The organism is Streptomyces sp. LUP47B (assembly GCF_001746295.1).
Classification (GTDB): Bacteria; Actinomycetota; Actinomycetes; order Streptomycetales; family Streptomycetaceae; genus Streptomyces.
In genome coordinates, this window is record NZ_MJAH01000010.1 from 217,356 (window position 1) to 237,240 (window position 19,885).

A 19,885-nucleotide genomic window follows, 5' to 3' on the forward strand; every position below is an offset into this window, starting at 1 on the left:
CCGGCGACCCTAACCGTCGTACGGCGCCCTCGTCGCCTCGTTTTCGCCGCTACGACCACGCACTCCCGCCGCTTCCGCGGCCGTGCCCAGCACGTCCCGCAGCATGGCGGGCGTGAGCTTGCCGGTGAAGGTGTTGCGCTGGCTGACGTGGAAACAGCCGAAGAGTTCGAGGCCGTCGAGGGGGACGCGCGCCCCGTGTCCGAAGACGGGCCGCGGCCGGGGCACGCTCCAGCCCGCCTCCGTGAACGCGGGCAGTGCGGCCTGCCAGCCGAAGGCACCCAGCACGACCACACTCCGCAGCGTGGGCCGCAGCAGGTTCAGCTCCTGGACCAGCCAGGGCCGACAGGTGTCGCGCTCCCCGGGGGTGGGCTTGTTGGCGGGCGGGGCACAGTGCACGGGTGAGGTGATCCGCACGCCGTACAGCTCCAGGCCGTCGTCCGCGGTCACGGCGGTCGGCTGCGAGGCGAGCCCGACGTCGTACAGCGCCTGGTACAGCACGTCCCCGGAACGGTCACCGGTGAACATCCGCCCGGTACGGTTCCCGCCGTGCGCGGCCGGCGCGAGCCCGACGATCAGCATCCGCGCGTCCGCCGGCCCGAAGCCGGGCACCGGCCGTCCCCAGTACGTCCAGTCGGCGAACGCGGCCCGTTTGGTCCGGGCCACCTCCTCCCGCCAGTCGACCAGCCGCGGGCAGGCGCGACAGCCGGCGATCCGGCGGTCGAGTTCGGCGAGGGCGTTCACGGTCCCACGGTACGGGCACGTCCGAGCCGTGAGGACGGGGGTGGGCCACCACTCCGGGCACCCCCCGGAAAACCCACCTGGCGCACACGGCCCGGGGTACTAAGGTCGGAGCCATGGCTGTGGAACGTACGGACGACAACGAGACCGGTGGGACGGGCCGGGCCGGAACGACGGCCGAGGGCTCCGACGCGAAGGTCGCCGGTCCCGGCCTCAGCGCCGCCGAGGCACCGGACCCGAAGATCGCCGCCGCGGTCGCCGCCGCGGAGGCCGCCGGGCCGCAGAACGGCGAGACCGTACGGATCGACAGCTGGATCTGGTCCGTACGGCTGGCCAAGACCCGTTCCGCGGGAGCCACCGCCTGCCGGGGCGGGCATGTGCACGTGAACGGCGAGCGCGTGAAGCCCGCCCACTCCTTGCGCGTCGGCGACGAGGTGCGCGTCCGCCAGGAGGGCTGGGAGCGGATCGTCATCGTCAAGCGTCTGATCCGCAAGCGGGTCGGCGCCCCCGTGGCCGTCCAGTGCTACGTCGACAACTCTCCCCCGCCCCCGCCCCGCACGGCCGTCGCCCCCGCCGGCATCCGCGATCGCGGCACCGGCCGCCCGACCAAGCGCGACCGCCGCGAGCTGGAACGCCTGCGCGGCCTCACGGAAGGCAACCGCCGCAGCCGCTTCAGCGGCCCGGGTGGCCCGGGCGGCCCCAGTGGCTCGGAGGGATTCGGCGACGCGGACGCGATCGGCGGCTCCGGTGGACCGGACGGCTCGGGCAGCCCCGACAGTCCGGACGGGGCACGCCGCTCCGACAGGGGCAGACGCTCGAACCGGGGCGGCCACTCGGGCAGGACCGGACGCTGAGGCGAGGACGCTGCTCCGGGGTCGGCGGAGAAGCAACCGTCGGCCACCACCGTGAGGCCGGTCCCCTCCCGAAGGGCAGGGCACCGGCCTCACGGTGGTGGCCGTGGGGCGGCTCTCCTCACGCCCGTCGCCGCACCAGGCGCAGCAGGTCCGCGTTGTGCCGACGCCGGGCCCAGGCGATCAGGGCGAGCGGCACGATCAGGATGAGCGGAGTGGCCGCGTTCTCCCCGTCGAAGTAGGTGAGCTGGACGACGAACGCGCCGACCATCAGCCCGCTCAGCGCCACCGCCGCCACCGACTGCAGCACCGGGATCAACAGGGCGATCCCACCGGCCAGTTCGAGCACGCCGATGATGTACATCCCCGCGCTGCCCCAGCCCATCTTGTCGAAGCCCTCGACGGCCGAGGGGTGCGCGATCAGCTTGGGGAGGGCGCTCGCGATGACGTAGAAGAGGGCGAGCACGACCTGCAGGGTGCGCAGGGCGATCCGGGCCCGGCGGCCGCGTGCCGTCGAGGACTCGGCGATGACAGGGGAGACGGCGGAGGAAGCGGCGGTACGGGTGACGGGGACGGTGGTCTCGGACATCGGGGTCTCCTGCGGGAAGCGGTCTGTGTTGCTGTCAGAGAGATAGACCCGCGCCCGAACCCGAACTCATCGCCGCTCCACGACCTTTTCCCTCAGGCCGCCACCGCCCGCACCCATGTCCGGTCCTCCGTCAGATACCGGTCCACCTTCAGCCCCGCCTCCGCCAGCGCCTCCTCGAACTGCTCCTTCGTCAGCGGGCGGGCCTGGAACGTCTGGGTCCAGGTCGCGTCCGGGAACTCGTACTCCGCGTGCACCGAGTTCACGCCCTCTGCCACCGGCTCCGAGGAGACGATCCGCACGGTGTAACCACTGGGGTCGATGCTCCCCCAGCCTTCGGCCGGGGGGACCCCCATTTCGCTACGCTCGCGCGGCAGATCGGAGTGGTAGTCCTCGCCCTCGCGCTGGATCAGCACACTGCCGCCCTGCGCCACGTGCCGGGCGCAGGTACGCAGCATCCCGCGTCGCACCTCCAGGTCGCCGTGGTGCACGAGGAACGACGCGAGCATCACCACGTCGAACGTCTCGCCCAGGTCGAGGTCCTCGATGGTGCCGCATATCGTCCGTGCCCCGCGCACGCGCTCCAGCATGTCGGGGGACTCGTCCACCGCCGTGATCGCGAAACCCCGCTCCAGCAGCGGATGGGTCATGCGCCCCACACCGCAGCCCAGCTCCAGGATGTGCGCTCCCGCGGGCACCGCCCCGGCGATGATGTCCGGCTCCGGCCCGATCCGCAGCCGCGAGTAGAGCTCGACCGCGCACCCGTCCGGGGTGATCGCCCCGGGTCCCGTCCCCTGATGTCCAGCTCGCATCCTCAGCTCCATACCCGTCCAACGGCCCGTGTCCGCACGGCCGTTCCCGACTCGCACAGATTCACCCGTCCGAGTTACAGAGGGAACCACCGCGACCTGAAGGGCCCGCGCTGCAGAAAACCGAGCAGCAGAGGACCGAGCGGCAAAGGATCTGGACTACAGGGGAAACCAGCCGTGCCCGATGTACCAGTGCCCGCCGGCCCGCAGATGATCACCGACGGCCCGCTCCAGCGCCGTCCGCCGCGGCAGGCTCTCCACCGACAGCTCCGGATCCCCGAACACGAACTGCACCGGTTCGGCGTCCTCCGGCTCCCGGTCCTCGGGGGCCAGCCGGAAGCGCTCCTGGAACCGGACGATGTTGGAGTCCGCGGGCAGATACCCCTTCAACTGCGGGTCGAGCAGCCAGGAGTTGCACAGCGCGGCACCGTACGGCTCCTCCGCGAAGTGCCGGGCGAAGAACTCGGCGGCCAGGGCGAGCGAGCGATCGCAGGCCTCCGGTGACAGCGGGCCGAGGAAGTCGGGGATGTGCAGGCTCAGACAGGGCGTGCCGGGGGCGATGTCGAGTCCGGCGGCCGCGAGCGTCCGGCTGTTCCACGGCCCGTACCGCGTCCGCTCGAACTGGAGTCGCCCCAGCTGGTACAGCTCGCCCCGGGAGTGCCGGGTCAGCCAGCGCGGTGACGCCACGCCCGTCCTGCCGTACCGCCTGCGGTGCACGGCCATGTTCCGGCCGAGGTCGGCGAGGGTGCGCCGGGACACCTCGGCCGGGATGCCGCGTGAGCGGTGGTACGCGCGCGTGTGGGGCAGCGCGGCCACGAGCACGTAGACGGGGAAGCAGCGCTGGAGGGCGCCGGCCGGCCAGTCGAGCTCGGGCAGGACGACCGGGTCGTCGGCCCTGCCCATGTCCCGGACGAGTTCGTCGACGGAGTGTTCCAGGAACCGCCGCAGCTCCGGATCGTCCATGACCCGTCGGCCCATCCGTACGAGTTCGCCCACGTCCTCGTGCGGCACAGCGAGTTCCACCAGCACCTCGGCCAGTTCGTCGGCGTCCGGAAGCACGCGGTGACCCCCTCTTTCGCCCTTTGGTCAACGTCCGATCCGAAGAGTACGTTGCAGGAAAGGAGTGGTGATCCCGATGCGTACGGGCAGTGAGCCGACGACCGCGCGCAGTGCACTGCGGATGCGGTTCTGGCTGAGTGTGTGGGGACTGATCTGGGCGGTCTTCGGTACGGTCGCGTTCGCGCTGGCGGGCCGGCCCGGGTGGGCGATCGCCTGCGGAGTGCTGTGGCTGGTGATCACCGCGGACACGGCGATGATCCTCCGGCACATCCGGCAGGGCCCGCACTACCAGCCGGGCCCCGACATCCCGCCGTACCGCCCGCCGGAGAGCCGGCCCAGGTAGCGGGCCACGCTCAGCTGTCGAACCGTGCCGCCTTCAGGAACTCCGGCTTCGGGTCCAGCGCGGCCGCCAGCCGGAAGTGACGCCTGGCCTGGTCGGGCCGGCCCTGTCGCTCATAGGTGCGGGCGAGTGCGAAGTGGGCGAAGGCGTTGTCCGGCTCGCGCTCCAGGACGATGGTGAACTCCAGCTCGGCGGGCCGCAGTTGCGCGGCGGCGAAGAAGGCCCGCGCGCGCAGCAGCCGGGCCGCGGTGTTCTCCGGGTGGGCGGCGATGACGGAGTCGAGCAGCTTCACCGCGCCCCGCGGGTCCCGCGCGGAGAGCAACTGCTCCGCTGCGCGGAAGTCGATGACATGGGTCTCCGGAGTACGTCCGGTCGATCCGCTGGTCTCGGGCACGGCAAAGTCCTTCCCTCACTGGGAGGGTTCAACGCCCGGACAGGGGGGCGCTATTCCTGGGACGTCCGGGAGGCGCCTGCCCGGCGTACGAGATCGCCCCATACCTCCTGTACGCGTCGCCGCAGGTCTTCCAGGGGTACGTCGTTGTCGATCACGACGTCCGCGATCTCCAGTCGCTTCTCGCGCGTCGCCTGGGCGGCCATCCGCGCGCGGGCGTCCTGCTCGGTCATGCCGCGCAGCCTGACGAGCCGGTCTAGCTGGGTCTCGGGGCTCGCGTCGACGACGACCACGAGGTCGTAGAGCGGCGCGAGGGCGTTCTCCGCGAGGAGCGGGACGTCGTGGACGACGACGGCGTCCTCGGCCGCGGCGGATTCGAGCTCCCGGGAGCGGGCGCCCACCAGCGGATGCACGATCGAGTTCAGTACGGCCAGCCGGTCCGGGTCGGAGAAGACGATGGAGCCCAGCTTGGGGCGGTCGAGGGTTCCGTCCTCGGCGAGTACGTCCTCGCCGAAGGCCCGCACGACCGCGGCGAGGCCGGGCGTGCCCGGCGCGACGACCTCGCGCGCGATGCGGTCCGCGTCGATCAGGACGGCGCCGTGCTCCACGAGGAGCCTCGACACCTCACTCTTGCCGGCGCCGATACCGCCGGTCAGGCCCACCTTCAGCATGACCGGAAGCCTAGACGCTCCGCTCGGGGGCGGTGCGGGTGGTACGGAAGGAGACCTGGGGCGCGTGCCTCAGTTGTCGCCTTCCCGTTCCGCCAGGAAGCGCTCGAACTCCAGGCCGATCTCGTCCGCCGACGGAATGTCCACCGGCTCGGCCAGCATGTTGCCCCTGGTCTCCGCGCCCGCCGCCGCGTCGAACTGGTGCTCGAGACCCTGGACGAGGGCCACGAGCTCCTCGTCGCCCTCCTGGATCTGGCGGTCGATCTCGGTCTGGGTGCGGTGGGCGTCGGTACGCAGGGCGTGGGCGATGCCGGGCAGCACCATGCCGGTGGCGGCCGTGATGGACTCCAGGACGGTCAGGGCCGCGTCGGGGTAGGGCGAGCGCGCGATGTAGTGCGGGACGTGCGCCGCGACGCCCAGGACGTCGTGGCCGGCCTCCATCAGCCGGTACTCGACCAGGGCCTCGGCACTGCCGGGCACCTGCGCCTCGTCGAAGGGGCTGCGGTGACCGGGGACGAGGTCGTGACGGTTGCCGTGCGGGGTGAGACCGACGGGCCGGGTGTGCGGGACGCCCATCGGGATGCCGTGGAAATTCACGGACAGCCGGACGCCGAGCCGCTCCACGATCTGCTGGACGGCCGCCGCGAAGCGTTCCCACTCCACGTCCGGCTCCGGGCCCGACAACAGCAGGAAGGGCGCTCCGGTGGCGTCCTGCACGAGCCGCACGTCGATCGTGGGCTCCTCGTACTCCGTCCAGCGGTCGCGCTTGAAGGTGAGCAGCGGACGGCGGGCGCGGTAGTCGACGAGCCGGTCGTGGTCGAAACGGGCCACGACCTGGTTCGGCAGCGAGTCGAGCAGCCGGTCGACGATCTGGTCGCCGGTCTCGCCCGCGTCGATGTATCCGTCGAAGTGGTAGAGCATGACCAAGCCGGCCGACTCCTGGGCGAGCGCCATGTCTACGACGGCGAGGCCCTTGGGCTCCCATGCGTACAAACCCTGCGGATCAAGCACTGTGACCGCTCCTCCTCGTGTTCATACGCTTCAACGCGCCCTGGAACAGCGGCATTCCCACCCGAGCGCTTGATCAGGCCATCTCTTACGCCCTTTTCATGACAGGGGGCAGGAACAACGCGCCCCGTCAGGGGCGCGGGAACCGCGCCACAAGCCCCCACCGGCCGTCGGACAAACACTGAGGGACCGCACCCCGAAAGGTACGGTCCCTCAGTCAAGAGCTACTGCTCAGTGGGCGTTCAGCTCTGCCCACCGGCCAGCTTCTCGCGCAGCGCGGCAAGCGCCTCGTCCGAAGCCAGCGCGCCGGAGGTGTCCGCACCCTCGGAGGAGTACGAACCGCCACCGCCACCGCCGCCACCGGCGGCCGGAGCCGCACCCGCGGCGTCCCCGCCCTCGGCGGCAGCAGCCGCGTCGGCCTCGCGGGACTTGATGACCTGCTGCTGGTGCTGCTCGAAGCGGGTCTGCGCCTCGGCGTACTGGTGCTCCCACGCCTCGCGCTGGGTCTCGTAGCCCTCGAGCCAGTCGTTGGTCTCGGGGTCGAAGCCCTCGGGGTAGATGTAGTTGCCCTGGTCGTCGTACGACGCGGCCATGCCGTACAGGGTCGGGTCGAACTCGACCGAGGCCGGGTCGGCACCGAAGGCCTCGTTGGCCTGCTTCAGCGAGAGGCTGATGCGACGGCGCTCGAGGTCGATGTCGATGACCTTGACGAAGATCTCGTCGTTGACCTGGACGACCTGCTCCGGGATCTCCACGTGGCGCTCGGCCAGCTCGGAGATGTGGACCAGACCCTCGATGCCCTCGTCCACGCGGACGAACGCACCGAACGGAACCAGCTTCGTGACCTTGCCGGGCACGACCTGGCCGATCTGGTGGGTGCGGGCGAACTGCTGCCACGGGTCTTCCTGGGTCGCCTTCAGCGACAGGGAGACACGCTCGCGGTCCATGTCGACGTCGAGAACCTCGACGGTGACTTCCTGGCCGACCTCGACAACCTCGGACGGGTGGTCGATGTGCTTCCAGGAGAGCTCGGAGACGTGGACCAGTCCGTCGACGCCACCCAGGTCCACGAAGGCACCGAAGTTGACGATCGAGGAGACCACACCGGAGCGGACCTGACCCTTCTGGAGGGTCGTGAGGAACGTCTGGCGAACCTCGGACTGGGTCTGCTCGAGCCAGGCACGGCGGGACAGGACCACGTTGTTGCGGTTCTTGTCCAGCTCGATGATCTTGGCCTCGAGCTCCTTGCCCACGTAAGGCTGGAGGTCGCGAACGCGGCGCATCTCGACGAGGGAGGCCGGCAGGAAGCCACGGAGGCCGATGTCGAGGATGAGACCACCCTTGACGACCTCGATGACGGTACCGGTGACGATGCCGTCTTCTTCCTTGATCTTCTCGATGGTGCCCCAGGCACGCTCGTACTGGGCGCGCTTCTTCGAGAGGATCAGGCGGCCTTCCTTGTCCTCCTTCTGGAGAACAAGGGCCTCGATCTCATCGCCCACGGCGACGACCTCGTTGGGGTCGACGTCGTGCTTGATGGAGAGCTCGCGGCTCGGGATAACGCCTTCGGTCTTGTAACCGATGTCGAGCAGGACCTCGTCCCGGTCGACCTTCACGATGACGCCGTCGACGATGTCGCCGTCGTTGAAGTACTTGATCGTCTCGTCGATCGCGGCGAGGAAGGCTTCCTCGTTACCGATGTCGTTGACCGCTACCTGCGGAGTGGTAGAGGTGGTCTCGGTGCTGCTCGTCATGTGGGAAAGGGCTCCGGTACGGACAGTGAGTCGTAGGTACTGCTTACGCCGGGAGCCTGTTTCGCTCTGAAGAAGCCGGACAGCCAAGGAAGCGCCACACAATCACTTGGTGGCGCCTCGACAACCGAGGGGACATACAACAGATGCGAGCGCAGCCTGCTACGTCTGAGGAGCGCAGGCCCGCAGCGCAACTTGTAGCATACGGGGGCAGCCGGACAGGGTCAATGCGCGAAGGCGCACACCCGGGGCGGATCGCCGCATTCCCGGCAGAAAACCAGTCTCACGAGGCCACGCGGACCTGACGACGTCCCATTCGTGACGTCGTCACGACGGTCGGGACGGAAGAGCCCGCACACTAATACGAGGGAGCCGATCATCCAAGAGCCCGCATCACACCAGCAGGAGACGGGTCCGGACGCGGAGTCGCAGGCCACCCGGCGTGACGCGGACGTCACCGAGAGCTCCCGGGCCAACCGGGGCTGGTGGGACCGCAACGCGGACGAGTACCAGGTCGAGCACGGCACGTTCCTCGGCGACGACCGCTTCGTGTGGGGCCCCGAGGGCCTCGACGAGGTGGAGGCCGAGCTGCTGGGCCCGGCCGAGGACCTCAAGGGCCGGGACGTCCTGGAGATCGGCGCCGGTGCCGCCCAGTGCGCGCGCTGGCTGGCGGCACAGGGCGCCCGCCCGGTCGCCCTCGACATCTCTCACCGCCAGCTCCAGCACGCCCTGCGCATCGGTACGTCCTTCCCCCTGGTGTGCGCCGACGCGGGCGCGCTGCCCTTCGCGGACGCCTCGTTCGACCTGGCGTGCTCGGCGTACGGCGCGCTGCCGTTCGTCGCCGACCCGGTACTGGTCCTGAAGGAGGTGCGGCGCGTCCTGCGTCCGGGCGGCCGCTTCGTCTTCTCGGTCACCCACCCCATCCGCTGGGCCTTCCCGGACGAGCCCGGCCCCGAGGGCCTTTCCGTCTCCGCCTCCTACTTCGACCGCACGCCCTACGTCGAACAGGACGAGCAGGGCCGCGCGGTGTACGTCGAGCACCACCGCACGATCGGCGACCGGGTGCGTGACGTGGTCGCCGGCGGCTTCCGTCTGGTCGACCTGGTCGAGCCGGAGTGGCCGGTCTGGAACACCTCGGAGTGGGGCGGCTGGTCTCCCCTGCGCGGGAATCTGATCCCCGGGAGCGCGATCTTCGTGTGCGAGCGCGACTGAGGCGTACCGGCAGTCGTACGACACTGGGGGCGTGATCCGTTACGACGCCCTGGACCCGCTTCCCGTGCGCGGTGCCCTGCCCGCGCTGCGCGACGCCCTGGAAGGCCACGGAACGGCCGTCCTCGTCGCGCCGCCCGGCACGGGCAAGACGACCCTCGTGCCGCTGGCCCTCGCCGGCCTGCTGGACTCGGACGCACCCGCGCGGAAGATCGTCGTCGCCGAGCCCCGCCGGATCGCCGCCCGCGCGGCGGCCCGGCGGATGGCGTGGCTGCTGGGCGAGAAGGTCGGCGGGAGCGTCGGCTACAGCGTGCGCGGCGAGCGGGTGGTCGGACGGCACGCGCGCGTGGAGGTCGTCACGACAGGGGTGCTGCTCCAGCGGCTCCAGCGCGACCCGGAGCTGGCGGGCGTAGACGTCGTGGTGCTCGACGAGTGCCACGAACGGCACCTGGACGCGGACACGACGGCGGCCTTTCTGTGGGACGTACGGCAGGCCCTGCGGCCGGAGCTGCGGCTGGTGGCCGCGTCCGCGACGACCGACGCGCAGGGGTGGGCCCGGTTGCTGGGGGACGCGCCCGTGGTCGAGGCGGCGGGTGTCCCGCATCCGGTCGAGGTCGTGTGGGCGCCACCGGCCCGTCCGGTACGGCCGCCGCACGGCATGCGCGTCGATCCCGCACTGCTCACGCACGTGGCGTCGGTCGTACGGCGGGCGCTGTCCGAACGGCAGGGGGACGTGCTGTGCTTCCTGCCGGGGGTGGGCGAGATCGCGCGCGTGGCCGGCCAGTTGGGCGGTCTCGGTGACGTGGAGGTGCTCCAGGTGCACGGCCGGGCTCCGGCGGCCGTGCAGGACGCGGTGCTGACGGGCGGGGAGCGGCGGCGGGTGGTCCTGGCGACCTCCGTGGCCGAGTCGTCCCTGACCGTGCCCGGAGTGCGGGTGGTCGTCGACTCGGGGCTCGCCCGGGAGCCGCGCGTCGACCACGCGCGCGGGCTGAGCGCACTGGCGACGGTACGGGCCTCGCAGGCGGCCGGGCGCCAGCGGGCGGGCCGCGCCGGACGTGAGGCGCCGGGTGCGGTGTACCGGTGCTGGGCGGAGGCCGAGGACGCCCGGCTGCCGCGCTTCCCGTCGCCGGAGATCAAGGTGGCCGACCTGACGGCGTTCGCGTTGCAGGTGGCCTGCTGGGGCGATCCGGACGCGTCCGGGCTGGCTCTTCTGGACCCACCACCGGGCGGGGCGATGGCGGCCGCGCGGGGCGTGCTGACGGCCGTGGGGGCGGTGGACGCCGAGGGACGGGCGACCGCGCGGGGTGTGCGCCTGGCTCGTCTGGGCCTGCATCCCCGGCTGGGACGCGCGCTGCTGGACACCTCGGGTGCCGGCGCCGAGACGGTCGCGCTGCTGTCGGAGGAGCCGCCGCGGGAGTACGGCGACGACCTCTCGGCCGCCGTCCGGACCGCGCGGCGGGGCGGTGACGCCTATGCGGGACGGTGGCGGACGGAGGTACGGAGGCTGCGGTCCGCCTCGGCGGAGTTCACCGAGTCCGCTGCCGCCGGAAACGACGGTCTCGTCGCCGCCCTCGCCTTCCCCGAACGGGTCGCCAGAGCCGACTCGGGCTCCTATCTGATGGCCTCCGGCACCCGCGCCGAACTCTCCGACGGCTCCCCGCTGCGCGGCTCGCCCTGGCTCGCCGTCGCCGTGGCGGACCGGCCCGTCGGAAAGGGGCACGCGCGTGTGCAGCTCGCCGCGGTGATCGACGAGGACACGGCCCGGTCGGCGGCCGCGTCCCTGCACTCCGAGCGCCAGGAGGTGCACTGGGCCGACGGGGACGTCGTGGCACGGCGGGTGGAGCGGCTCGGGGCGATCGAGCTCACGGCACGGCCGTTGAAAAACGCCGACGCCGTCCTCGTACGCGAGGCCCTTCTCGAAGGGCTCCGCCAGGAAGGGCTACGGCTGCTGCGGTGGACGCCCGACGCCGGAGTACTGCGGCAGCGGCTCGCGTTCCTGCACCACCACCTCGGCGATCCGTGGCCGGAGGTCTCCGAGGACGCGCTCCACGCGCGCGTGGACGAGTGGCTGGAGCCGGAGCTGAGCCGTGCCCGGCGACGGGCCGACCTGGCGCGCATCGACGCCGGACAGGCCCTGCAAAGGCTCCTGCCCTGGGCCACCGGTGAGGCCACGCGACTGGAGGAGCTGGCGCCCGAGCGGATCGCCGTACCGAGTGGGTCCAGGATCCGGATCGACTACGGCAGCCCCGAACAGCCCGTCCTCGCGGTGAAGTTGCAGGAGATGTTCGGACTGCAGGAGTCGCCGCGGATCGCCGGCGTGCCCCTTCTCGTCCATCTCCTCTCCCCCGCGGGGCGCCCCGCGGCCGTCACCGCCGATCTCGCGTCCTTCTGGAAGGACGGCTACAAGGGCGTCAGGGCGGAGCTGCGCGGCCGGTATCCGAAGCATCCGTGGCCCGAGGACCCGGCGGGCGCGGAGCCGACGCGGCACACCAAGGCGCGGCTCAGGCCGTGACCGGTTCGGGTTCCTCGACCTTCGTCGCGGCCGGTCGGCGGCTGCGGGCCTCCAGCCACAGCGACAGCGACAGCAGCAGGAGGCCCAGGATCAGGAAGCCCCACGGCAGGTACGAGGTCATGAGGAGGACGAGGGTGCGGTTCGACTTGACCAGGTCGACCGTGTGCCTGATGTAGTCCTCGCGCATCTTCACGTCGCCGGCGAAGACGGTCACCTTGTCGCGGCCGCCGAGGAGAGTGCCGCCGCGCAGTTCCTCCTTGTGGAGTTCCTCGCCGTAGACGGGAGCGCCGGTGAGGGGTTCGACCCAGAACTTGCGGACCGTGGTGTACCAGCGGGTGGTGCCGGTCTTGGCGAGGGACGCAGGGGTGATGCCCTGGACCGGCATGGTCTTCGGGAAGGGCACCTTGGTCCAGGGGATGGTCTGCTCGAAGTAGTAGACGTCGACGCCGCGGAAGGTCTGCGTGCCCTTGTAATGGATGGGGGCCGAGGTGCGGGCCTGGGCGTCGAAGTACTGGTAGTCCCGTTTCTCGGTGAGGAAGGGCCACTTGAACTCGATGCCGACACGCTTGACGGGGTCACCGTCGACCGACTCGCCGGTGGCGTGGACGGGGTCCTGGGTGTGGGCGTCGAAGATGTAGCGCTCGGGGATCCTGGAGACCATCTTGCCGTCGGGCCCCACGACGTAGGACAGGCCGTCCCAGACGACGACGTCCTTCCCGGCTGTCTTCTCGATCTTCTCCGAGGCCTCCACGTTGCCCTTGAGGGTCTGCACGATGGTGACCTTGGAGACCTTCTTCGCCTTCATTCCGTCGGTGTAGTCGATGAGGGTCGCGTCCTTCGCCTCGAGGACCATGTCCTGGTACTGGTTGGCGGGGATCTTGGCCAGGCGCGGGAAGGCGTACCAGCGCAGCAGCGGGGACAGCGCCGCGAAGAACACGGCGAGGGCGAGCAGGACCAGGCTGGTCTTGCGGCGCATCTCGGCCTCCCGGGGTCACGGGTGTGCGGGCACCATGGTCAGCAGCGGTTTCGGGGACGTCTTGCCGGTCGGCGTGCCGAGTGCGGTGATGGTGAGGACCAGCGCGAACGCGAGGGCCAGACCGGTCGCGGCGGCGATCAGGGCGCGCACATCCACCTCCCGGGCACGGGAACTGATACATCGTCAGGTCCGGCACCGTAGCAACGGCCGGGCGAGATGAGAACAGCCGCGCACGGACGAAGGGCGCCCGCTCCGCCGTAGCGGAAAGGACGCCCTTCGAAGTGGCTCGGACGGCTACGAACTCGCGCTGGGGCTGGGCGACGGGCTCGCGGAGGTCTCAGCGGCCGCCACGGTCAGCGTCACGTCGAGCGTCGCGCCGCCCGCGGTGGTGATGCGGAGGACGAAGGTGCCGGTGGTGTCGTCGGAGTAGAGCTGCGGCAGCTTCAGCAGGCCGTCGGCGTCCGTGGTGAGGCCCGTCAGGGTGCGGACGGTCTTGCCGTCGGCGTCCTTGAAGTAGGGGCCCTTGTCGTTCTCGGTCGCGTCGTCGGCCGACTTGATCAGGGTGGCGGTGGCGGCGACCTTGTCGGCGACGGCGTCCTTGTAGGTGGCCTTGACCTGGACCGCGTCGGCGAACTCGGCACCCGGCGTGCAGGTCAGCGCGGTGTCGCTGGTGCGCACGAGGGTGTCGGCGACGCGCTGGGTGACGGTGGCCGTGTAGTCCGGGGCGGTGACCGTCCGGCCGATGAGGGCGGCGCGGACCGTGAAGGCGCCGGTGGTCTCGCCCGCCTTGAGCGCGGGTGCGGTGGCCACACCGGCGCTGTCGGTCAGAGCGGTGGCGACCTTCTCGCCGCCGGTGAAGGCGGCGTCGGTGTCGCCGACGATCGTGAAGCGGATCCGGACCTTGGCCACGCCCTTGCCGGCGGCGTTCTCGGCCTTGGTGCTGATCTGCTCGGTGAACGCGTCGCCCGCCATGGCGGTGAGCTTCGCAGTGCCCGAGTCCTCCAGGTGGTCCACGGACTGGGTGGGGGTGGGCGGGGTCGACGGGGCCGGCGGGGTGGGGGTCCCCGACGCGGGCGGGGTGGTCGACGGCGGGGTCGGGCTCGGCGAGCCGGGCGTGCTCGGCTTCGACGAATGCGGCGTCGAGGGCGACGACGGCGAGGAGTACGAGCCACCGGTGCCACCGTTGCCGCTGCTGCCGTCGCTGCGGTTGCCTGGCATCGTGCCGGTGCCGTCGGGGACCTCGTAGGTGCCCTTGCGGTAGTACTCCAGCCACGACAGGACGGTGTTCAGGTAGGCCTGCGAGTTGTTGTAGCTGAGGATCGCCTTGTTGAGGTCACCGTCGGTCGAGAGGTCCCAGCCGTTGCGGCACAGGTAGTGACCGGCGGCAAGGGAGGCGTCGTAGACGTTGTTCGGGTCCTTCACCCCGTCGCCGTTGCCGTCGCGGCCGGCCCACGCCCAGGTGGACGGGATGAACTGCATGGGCCCGACGGCCGAGTCGTAGGCGCTGTTGCCGTCATAGGCACCGTTGTCGGTGTCCTTGATGAGCGCGAAGCCGTTGCCGTCGAGCTCCGGGCCGAGGATCTTGGACGTCGTGGTGCCGTCGGCGTCGACGCGGCCGCCGCGGGCCTGGCCCGACTCGACCTGCCCGATGGCGGCGAGGAGTTGCCAGGGCAGGTTGCAGCCGGGCTTGGACTCCTGGAGTTCGGCCGCGGCCTTCTTGTAGGCGTCGAGGACGGTCGCAGGCAGGCCCGCCTCGGACTCGACCGGAGTGGAGGTGGCGGTGCCGTCGGTCGGCGCGGGGCTCGGGGTGTTCAGCGGCGGCAGGTCCGTGTAGTACGGCGAGTTGCCGGTGGCGCTGCTGTCCCCGGTGGTCGCGTCGGGAGAGGGCTGGGCGTCGGCGGCGGTGGATCTGCCGTTGTCGTCGGCCGTCACCCCGGGAGCCTGGGAGGCGGACAGTGCCGCGACCGCAGCCGCGGCCACGGCGGTGGTCACCGCTCCCTTGCGCAGCCTCCTGCCGAATTGCGCCGCCATAAAGTGAACCCCTCCTGTGGACGCCCGAGCGCCCTTGTCCGTCTGTCGCTCTCGTCCAGTTGTGACAGTCGAGCCACCCTGGAGGTTGCCCCTGTGACGCGCGGCAATTCCTGATTCGCACGTTCGACCGAGCTCCCCAGCGCGGTGACCCGTGTGACCCTACGACAACTTCCTTTTCGCGGACACCGGTTCGTGCCCGATATTCACCGGTTGGCCATGTTCGATCGGCGCGGGCTCGCGTCGCTCATACTGGACGCACCGATCATCCGGGCCGCCGCCCGGCCAACGCCCGCCGCGAGGAGCACTGTTGCCGTTCACCCTCAGCCATGCGGCGGCGGTACTGCCCGCGGTACGCACCGACGGAACCGGGCGGAGCCGACTGGTTCCGGCCGTGCTCGTGGCCGGATCCTTCGCTCCCGACATGACCTATTACGCGGCAAGTGTCGTGCCCGGGGCGATGGAGTTCGGCACCGTCACGCACTCCTTCCCGGGCGTCTTCACGATCGACGTGCTCGTCGCCTGGGCGCTGGTGGGTCTGTGGCTGCTGCTGCGAGAACCACTGGTGGCTCTGCTGCCACGAGGGCGACAGGGCAGGGTGGCGACGCTGCTGCGCTGCGGGTCACCACGCGCGCGCGTGACCGCGGCACTGGCCGTGCGCTGGTACGCCTCCGCCGTCCTCGGAGCACTGACCCATGTCGTGTGGGACGCGTTCACGCATCACGACCGGTGGGGGATGCGGCTGTTCCCCGTCCTGGGCCGCGAGGTGGCCGGGTCGCCTCTGTACTGGTACCTGCAGTACGGCGGTTCGGCGCTGGCCGCGGTGGTGATCGCCGTGTTCTGCGGGTACGCGCTGCGCCGGGCACCCAGGGTGGCCGCGCCGCCCGGTGTCCCTGTGCTGTCGGCGCGGGACAGGTGGTGGGCTCTGGTCGTGCTCGGCGGGTGTATCACGGTGGGCGCGTTCGAGCGGGCGTCGCGGTGGTGGGCGTACTGGGGCTCCACCGCGAAGCCCTGGGAACTGATCCCGGCCCTGTGCTTCGGCGCGGGCGCCGGCCTGGTGCTCGGGATACTGCTGTACGCCGCGGGGGTCAGGCTGTGGCGCCCGGCCCCGGTGTCCGATGCCCAGGAAGAGACCGGCCTCCCGCTCGCTCGCTGACGGTGTCCGACGCCGCCATGAACACCGTCATGGTGGGCATCGGACGGGACCACGGCAGCAGGGTGAGGGCAAGGGCCAGATAACTCAGCGCCAGCTCGGCCCAGAGCCGATGGCCTTGTTCTACGGCATCGCGGCCGCGGCGGGGGACACGGTGCCGTAGCTCTGTGGCGGCATGGCGCAAGGTGGCCGTGAAGCGGGCCGGGACTCGGCGCAGGAGTGTCGCCAGGTCGAAGGGAATGCGGACGGTACTTGCGGCAGCCGCGTGGGCCGGAACGGGACGCTGCGCGAAGAACGGGGCCGGGGCGGCGTACGCCTGTGCGGGGGCCGTCCGGCGGTGGAGCATGCGTATACCCATGAGCGCATCCTGGCCGGGGGTGCGGTCGGGGGCGATGTTGTGACACCCACGCGAGTGACAGCCGCGTGCGCGGGGCTGAGCTGGGCGCCTACGGGGGGTGCCGGATCAGGTTGTCGGGCGGCTGCGACCCGGTGGGGGCTGGTCGCGCAGCTCCCCGCGGGCAACTGCGCTGGGCTGGGACGCGGCGCCTACCGGGGAGCCTCGCCGGGTCCTTGTGCGTCTGCAGGCCGGTGGGGGCTGGTCGCGCAGTTCCCCGCGCCCCTAGGTGGGTGCAGTCACCCCCGCCACGACGGACCGTCCGCCGCACCGCGCGCCACCACGGACCGTTCGCCGTACCGGGCGCCACGACGGGCCGGTGGCCGCGTACGGCGCGCAGGGGCCGGGGTGGGGGGTGTCCGCCCGCAGCGGCCGGCGTCCGTTGCCGAGCCCCGCTCAAGGGACCGAGCCGCCGGACCGAGGACGGACACCCCCCACCCCCGCCCCCACCCACCMCACACCCCCCCCCACAGAAACAGGCCGCCGCAGGCATCCAGGGGCGCGGGGAACTGCGCAAAACGCCCGCCCCCACCGAACCCGCACCGAATCCCCACCCCACCGCCGGAGGCTAATGCGCCGCGGACTCCCAGTCCGACCCATCCCCCACCGACACACCCAACGGCACGTTCAGACGCACCGCGTCGGACATCTCCCGGCGGACGATCGACTCCGCCGCCTCCCGCTCCCCCGGCGCGACCTCCAGCACGATTTCGTCGTGGACCTGGAGCAGCATCCGAGAGGCAAGGCCGGCCTCCCGCAGCGCACCGTCCACCTTGAGCATCGCGATCTTGACGATGTCCGCCGCGGTCCCCTGGATCGGCGCGTTGAGAGCCATCCGCTCGGCCGCCTCACGCCGCTGACGGTTGTCGCTGTTGAGGTCGGGCAGATACCGCCGGCGCCCGAAGAGCGTCGCCGTGTACCCCGTCGCCCGGGCCTCGTCGACCGCCCGCCGCAGATAGTCCCGCACCCCGCCGAACCGCTCGAAGTACGCGTCCATGAGGGCGCGGGCCTCCCCCGCGTCGATGTTCAGCTGCTGCGAGAGCCCGAACGCGGACAACCCGTACGCCAGCCCGTACGACATCGCCTTGATCTTCCGGCGCATCTCCGCGTCGACCCCACCGGGCTCCACGCCGAACACCTGCGAGGCGGCGGTCGTGTGCAGGTCCTCCCCCGAGGTGAACGCCTCGATGAGCCCCTCGTCCTCGGACAGGTGGGCCATCACCCGCAGCTCGATCTGGCTGTAGTCCGCGGTCATGAGGGACTCGAAGCCCTCCCCCACCACGAACCCGCGCCGGATCGCCCGCCCCTCGTCCGTACGGACCGGGATGTTCTGGAGGTTCGGATCCGTGGACGACAGTCGGCCCGTCGCCGCGACCGTCTGGTTGAACGTCGTATGGATACGCCCGTCCGCGGCGATCGTCTTGATCAGCCCCTCGACGGTCACCCGCAGCTTGGCCTGCTCACGGTGCCGGAGCATGATCACCGGCAGTTCGTTGTCCGTCTGGGTCGCGAGCCAGGCCAGCGCATCAGCGTCCGTCGTGTAGCCGGTCTTCGTCTTCTTCGTCTTCGGCAGGCCCAGCTCCCCGAAGAGGACCTCCTGGAGCTGCTTGGGCGAGCCGAGGTTGAACTCGTGCCCGGCCGCCGCGTGCGCCTCCTTCACGGCCTGCTGGACCGCGCCCGCGAACATCTGCTCCATGGCCTCGAGGTGGGCCCGGTCGGCCGCGATGCCGTGCCGCTCCATGCGAGCCAGCAACGCGGAGGTGGGCAGCTCCATGTCCCGCAGCAGATCCGCGGCCCCGACCTCCTGCAGGCGGCCCTCGAAGGCCGAGCCCAGATCGAGCACGGCCCGCGCCTGGACCATCAGCGCCTCGGCCTCGGCCCCGTCGTCCGTGCCGAAGGCGAGCTGCCCGTCGGCCGCGGCCGGGGGCGCCAGCTCCCGGCCCAGGTACTCCAGCGACAGCGCGTCCAGGTCGAAGGACCGGCGCCCCGGCTTGACCAGGTACGCGGCGAGCGCGGTGTCCATGCCGACACCGGCGACGCTCCAGTCGTGCTCGGCGAAGACCCGCATGGCGCCCTTGGCGTTGTGCAGGACCTTGGGCCGGCCGGCGTCGGCGAGCCAGGCGACCCAGGCCCGCTCGTCGGCCTCGTCCAGCTGGGACGGGTCGAACCAGGCGGCCGCACCACCGGACGCGGCGAGCGCGACCTCGGCGACCGAGCCGGTCCCGAGACCCCAGGTGTCGACGGTGGCCAGACCCAGGGGCTGCTGTGCGCCGTGCTCGGCGAGCCAGCCGGCCAGCTCGCCGGTGCCGAGCACCGTGCCGTCCAGCTCCACGCCGGGCGCGACGACCGGGGTGCCCTCCGCCTCCTCGGCGCCCGGGTCGACGGCCAGGAGCCGCTCCCGCAGGGAGGGGTTCCTGATCTCCAGGGTGTCGAGGATCATCGCGAGGGTCTTGCGGTCGTACGGAGCTCGCTCCAGGTCGGTGACCGCCTTCGGGAGCTCCACCGTGCGCACCATCTCGGTGAGGCGGCGGTTGAGCTTGACTGCCTCCAGGTGGTCGCGGAGGTTCTGCCCGGCCTTGCCCTTGACCTCCTCGACGCGCTCGCACAGCTCCGCGAACGAACCGAACTGGTTGATCCACTTCGCGGCGGTCTTCTCGCCGACGCCGGGGATGCCGGGGAGGTTGTCGGACGGGTCGCCGCGCAGGGCCGCGAAGTCGGGGTACTGGGCGGGCGTCAAGCCGTACTTCTCGAAGACCTTCTCCGGGGTGAACCGGGTCAGCTCCGAGACGCCCTTCGTCGGGTAGAGCACGGTGGTGTGGTCGGTGACCAGCTGGAAGGAGTCGCGGTCACCGGTGACGATCAGCACGTCGAAGCCCTCGGCCTCGGCCTGCGTGGCGAGCGTGGCGATGACGTCGTCGGCCTCGAAGCCGTCGATCGCGAAGCGCGAGACGTGCATCGCGTCGAGGAGCTCACCGATCAGCTCGACCTGGCCCTTGAACTCGTCGGGGGTCTTGGAGCGGTTGGCCTTGTACTCCGTGAACTCCTCGGAACGCCACGTCTTGCGGGACACGTCGAAGGCCACCGCGAAGTGGGTGGGGGCCTCGTCGCGCAGGGTGTTCGCCAGCATCGACGCGAAGCCGTAGATCGCGTTCGTCGGCTGGCCGGTCGCGGTGGTGAAGTTCTCCGCGGGCAGCGCGAAGAACGCGCGATAGGCCAGCGAGTGCCCGTCCATGAGCATCAGACGCGGGCGGCTGCCGCCGGGGCTGGTGTCGGTCTTCTTCGCTGCTGTCTCTGCCACGCCCCCGATCCTGCCACGCCCCACTGACACTCAGACCCGCTCGCCGCCGAGGGCACGGAAGGCGCAAGCTCTGCCGCGGCTCCCTGCAGGCCCGGCAAACACCGTTGTCACCGG

The 19,885-nt window shown here is 71.3% G+C and carries 17 protein-coding genes; 5 read left to right on the top strand and 12 right to left on the bottom strand.

The genetic code is table 11. The features are described 5' to 3' along the window. Positions 1 to 9: 9 nt before the first annotated feature. Entirely contained in the window at positions 10 to 741 is a 732-nt protein-coding gene (locus tag BFN33_RS29025; protein WP_069763100.1) for a uracil-DNA glycosylase, read from the bottom strand. 113 nt (positions 742 to 854) lie between these two features. Here BFN33_RS29025 and BFN33_RS29030 point away from each other — a divergent pair, with 113 nt between their 5' ends. After that, positions 855 to 1,592, top strand: coding sequence for an RNA-binding S4 domain-containing protein (locus tag BFN33_RS29030; RefSeq protein ID WP_069763101.1), 738 nt, complete (start codon positions 855 to 857; stop codon positions 1,590 to 1,592). A 118-nt stretch (positions 1,593 to 1,710) separates the two neighbouring features. On the opposite strand, the gene BFN33_RS29035 is transcribed toward BFN33_RS29030, so the two are convergent. From BFN33_RS29035 to BFN33_RS29045, 3 genes are all read right to left on the bottom strand, one after another. Continuing rightward, positions 1,711 to 2,178 (bottom strand): DoxX family protein, encoded by a 468-nt coding sequence (locus tag BFN33_RS29035; protein WP_069763102.1) that lies wholly within the window; start codon positions 2,176 to 2,178, stop codon positions 1,711 to 1,713. Positions 2,179 to 2,270: 92 nt separating this feature from the next. Further along, a complete protein-coding gene (locus BFN33_RS29040) occupies positions 2,271 to 2,987 on the bottom strand; it encodes a bifunctional 2-polyprenyl-6-hydroxyphenol methylase/3-demethylubiquinol 3-O-methyltransferase UbiG (RefSeq protein ID WP_069763103.1) in 717 nt (238 codons plus the stop codon). 156 nt (positions 2,988 to 3,143) lie between these two features. Continuing rightward, a complete protein-coding gene (locus BFN33_RS29045; protein ID WP_069763104.1) occupies positions 3,144 to 4,043 on the bottom strand; it encodes an acyltransferase domain-containing protein in 900 nt (299 codons plus the stop codon). Between the two features lie 76 nt (positions 4,044 to 4,119). Between BFN33_RS29045 and BFN33_RS29050 the strand changes: the two genes are divergently transcribed. Beyond that, entirely contained in the window at positions 4,120 to 4,386 is a 267-nt protein-coding gene (locus tag BFN33_RS29050) for a DUF6343 family protein (RefSeq protein WP_176742489.1), read from the top strand. 10 nt (positions 4,387 to 4,396) lie between these two features. Here BFN33_RS29050 and BFN33_RS29055 read toward each other — a convergent pair whose 3' ends face one another. The 4 genes from BFN33_RS29055 to rpsA all read right to left on the bottom strand — a co-directional run bounded on the left by BFN33_RS29055 (position 4,397) and on the right by rpsA (position 8,204). Next, positions 4,397 to 4,777, bottom strand: coding sequence for a M48 family metallopeptidase (locus tag BFN33_RS29055; protein WP_069763106.1), 381 nt, complete (start codon positions 4,775 to 4,777; stop codon positions 4,397 to 4,399). Between the two features lie 50 nt (positions 4,778 to 4,827). Continuing rightward, positions 4,828 to 5,445, bottom strand: coding sequence for a dephospho-CoA kinase (coaE, locus tag BFN33_RS29060; RefSeq protein ID WP_069763107.1), 618 nt, complete (start codon positions 5,443 to 5,445; stop codon positions 4,828 to 4,830). A 69-nt stretch (positions 5,446 to 5,514) separates the two neighbouring features. Then, positions 5,515 to 6,453, bottom strand: a complete 939-nt coding sequence (locus BFN33_RS29065) for a PAC2 family protein (RefSeq protein WP_069763108.1) — start codon at positions 6,451 to 6,453, stop codon at positions 5,515 to 5,517. Between the two features lie 239 nt (positions 6,454 to 6,692). After that, positions 6,693 to 8,204, bottom strand: a complete 1,512-nt coding sequence (rpsA, locus tag BFN33_RS29070) for a 30S ribosomal protein S1 (RefSeq protein WP_069763109.1) — start codon at positions 8,202 to 8,204, stop codon at positions 6,693 to 6,695. Positions 8,205 to 8,519: 315 nt separating this feature from the next. Between rpsA and BFN33_RS29075 the strand changes: the two genes are divergently transcribed. Both BFN33_RS29075 and hrpB read left to right on the top strand, forming a co-directional pair. After that, on the top strand, positions 8,520 to 9,413 hold the full coding sequence (locus BFN33_RS29075) for a class I SAM-dependent methyltransferase (RefSeq protein ID WP_079141054.1): 894 nt from the start codon (positions 8,520 to 8,522) through the stop codon (positions 9,411 to 9,413). Positions 9,414 to 9,444: 31 nt separating this feature from the next. After that, positions 9,445 to 11,922 (top strand): ATP-dependent helicase HrpB, encoded by a 2,478-nt coding sequence (gene hrpB / locus BFN33_RS29080; RefSeq protein ID WP_069763110.1) that lies wholly within the window; start codon positions 9,445 to 9,447, stop codon positions 11,920 to 11,922. Here hrpB and BFN33_RS29085 read toward each other — a convergent pair. The 3 genes from BFN33_RS29085 to BFN33_RS29090 all read right to left on the bottom strand — a co-directional run bounded on the left by BFN33_RS29085 (position 11,912) and on the right by BFN33_RS29090 (position 14,929). After that, positions 11,912 to 12,898, bottom strand: a complete 987-nt coding sequence (locus BFN33_RS29085) for a DUF3068 domain-containing protein (protein WP_069763111.1) — start codon at positions 12,896 to 12,898, stop codon at positions 11,912 to 11,914. The genes hrpB and BFN33_RS29085 overlap by 11 nt on opposite strands. A 15-nt stretch (positions 12,899 to 12,913) precedes the next feature. Next, complete coding sequence (locus BFN33_RS52085; protein ID WP_107488004.1) at positions 12,914 to 13,048, bottom strand: SPW_0924 family protein; 135 nt, start codon at positions 13,046 to 13,048, stop codon at positions 12,914 to 12,916. Between the two features lie 144 nt (positions 13,049 to 13,192). Then, positions 13,193 to 14,929 (bottom strand): lytic transglycosylase domain-containing protein, encoded by a 1,737-nt coding sequence (locus BFN33_RS29090; protein ID WP_069763112.1) that lies wholly within the window; start codon positions 14,927 to 14,929, stop codon positions 13,193 to 13,195. A 307-nt stretch (positions 14,930 to 15,236) separates the two neighbouring features. Here BFN33_RS29090 and BFN33_RS29095 point away from each other — a divergent pair, with 307 nt between their 5' ends. Next, the gene (locus BFN33_RS29095; protein WP_069763113.1) at positions 15,237 to 16,082 is read left to right on the top strand and encodes a DUF4184 family protein; all 846 of its coding nucleotides are present in this window, start codon (positions 15,237 to 15,239) and stop codon (positions 16,080 to 16,082) included. 959 nt (positions 16,083 to 17,041) lie between these two features. Here the strand turns inward: BFN33_RS29095 and polA are convergent. Next, positions 17,042 to 19,771: a DNA polymerase I gene (gene polA / locus BFN33_RS29100; RefSeq protein WP_069763114.1), complete on the bottom strand. Its 2,730-nt coding sequence runs from the start codon at positions 19,769 to 19,771 to the stop codon at positions 17,042 to 17,044. Positions 19,772 to 19,885 lie beyond the last annotated feature (114 nt).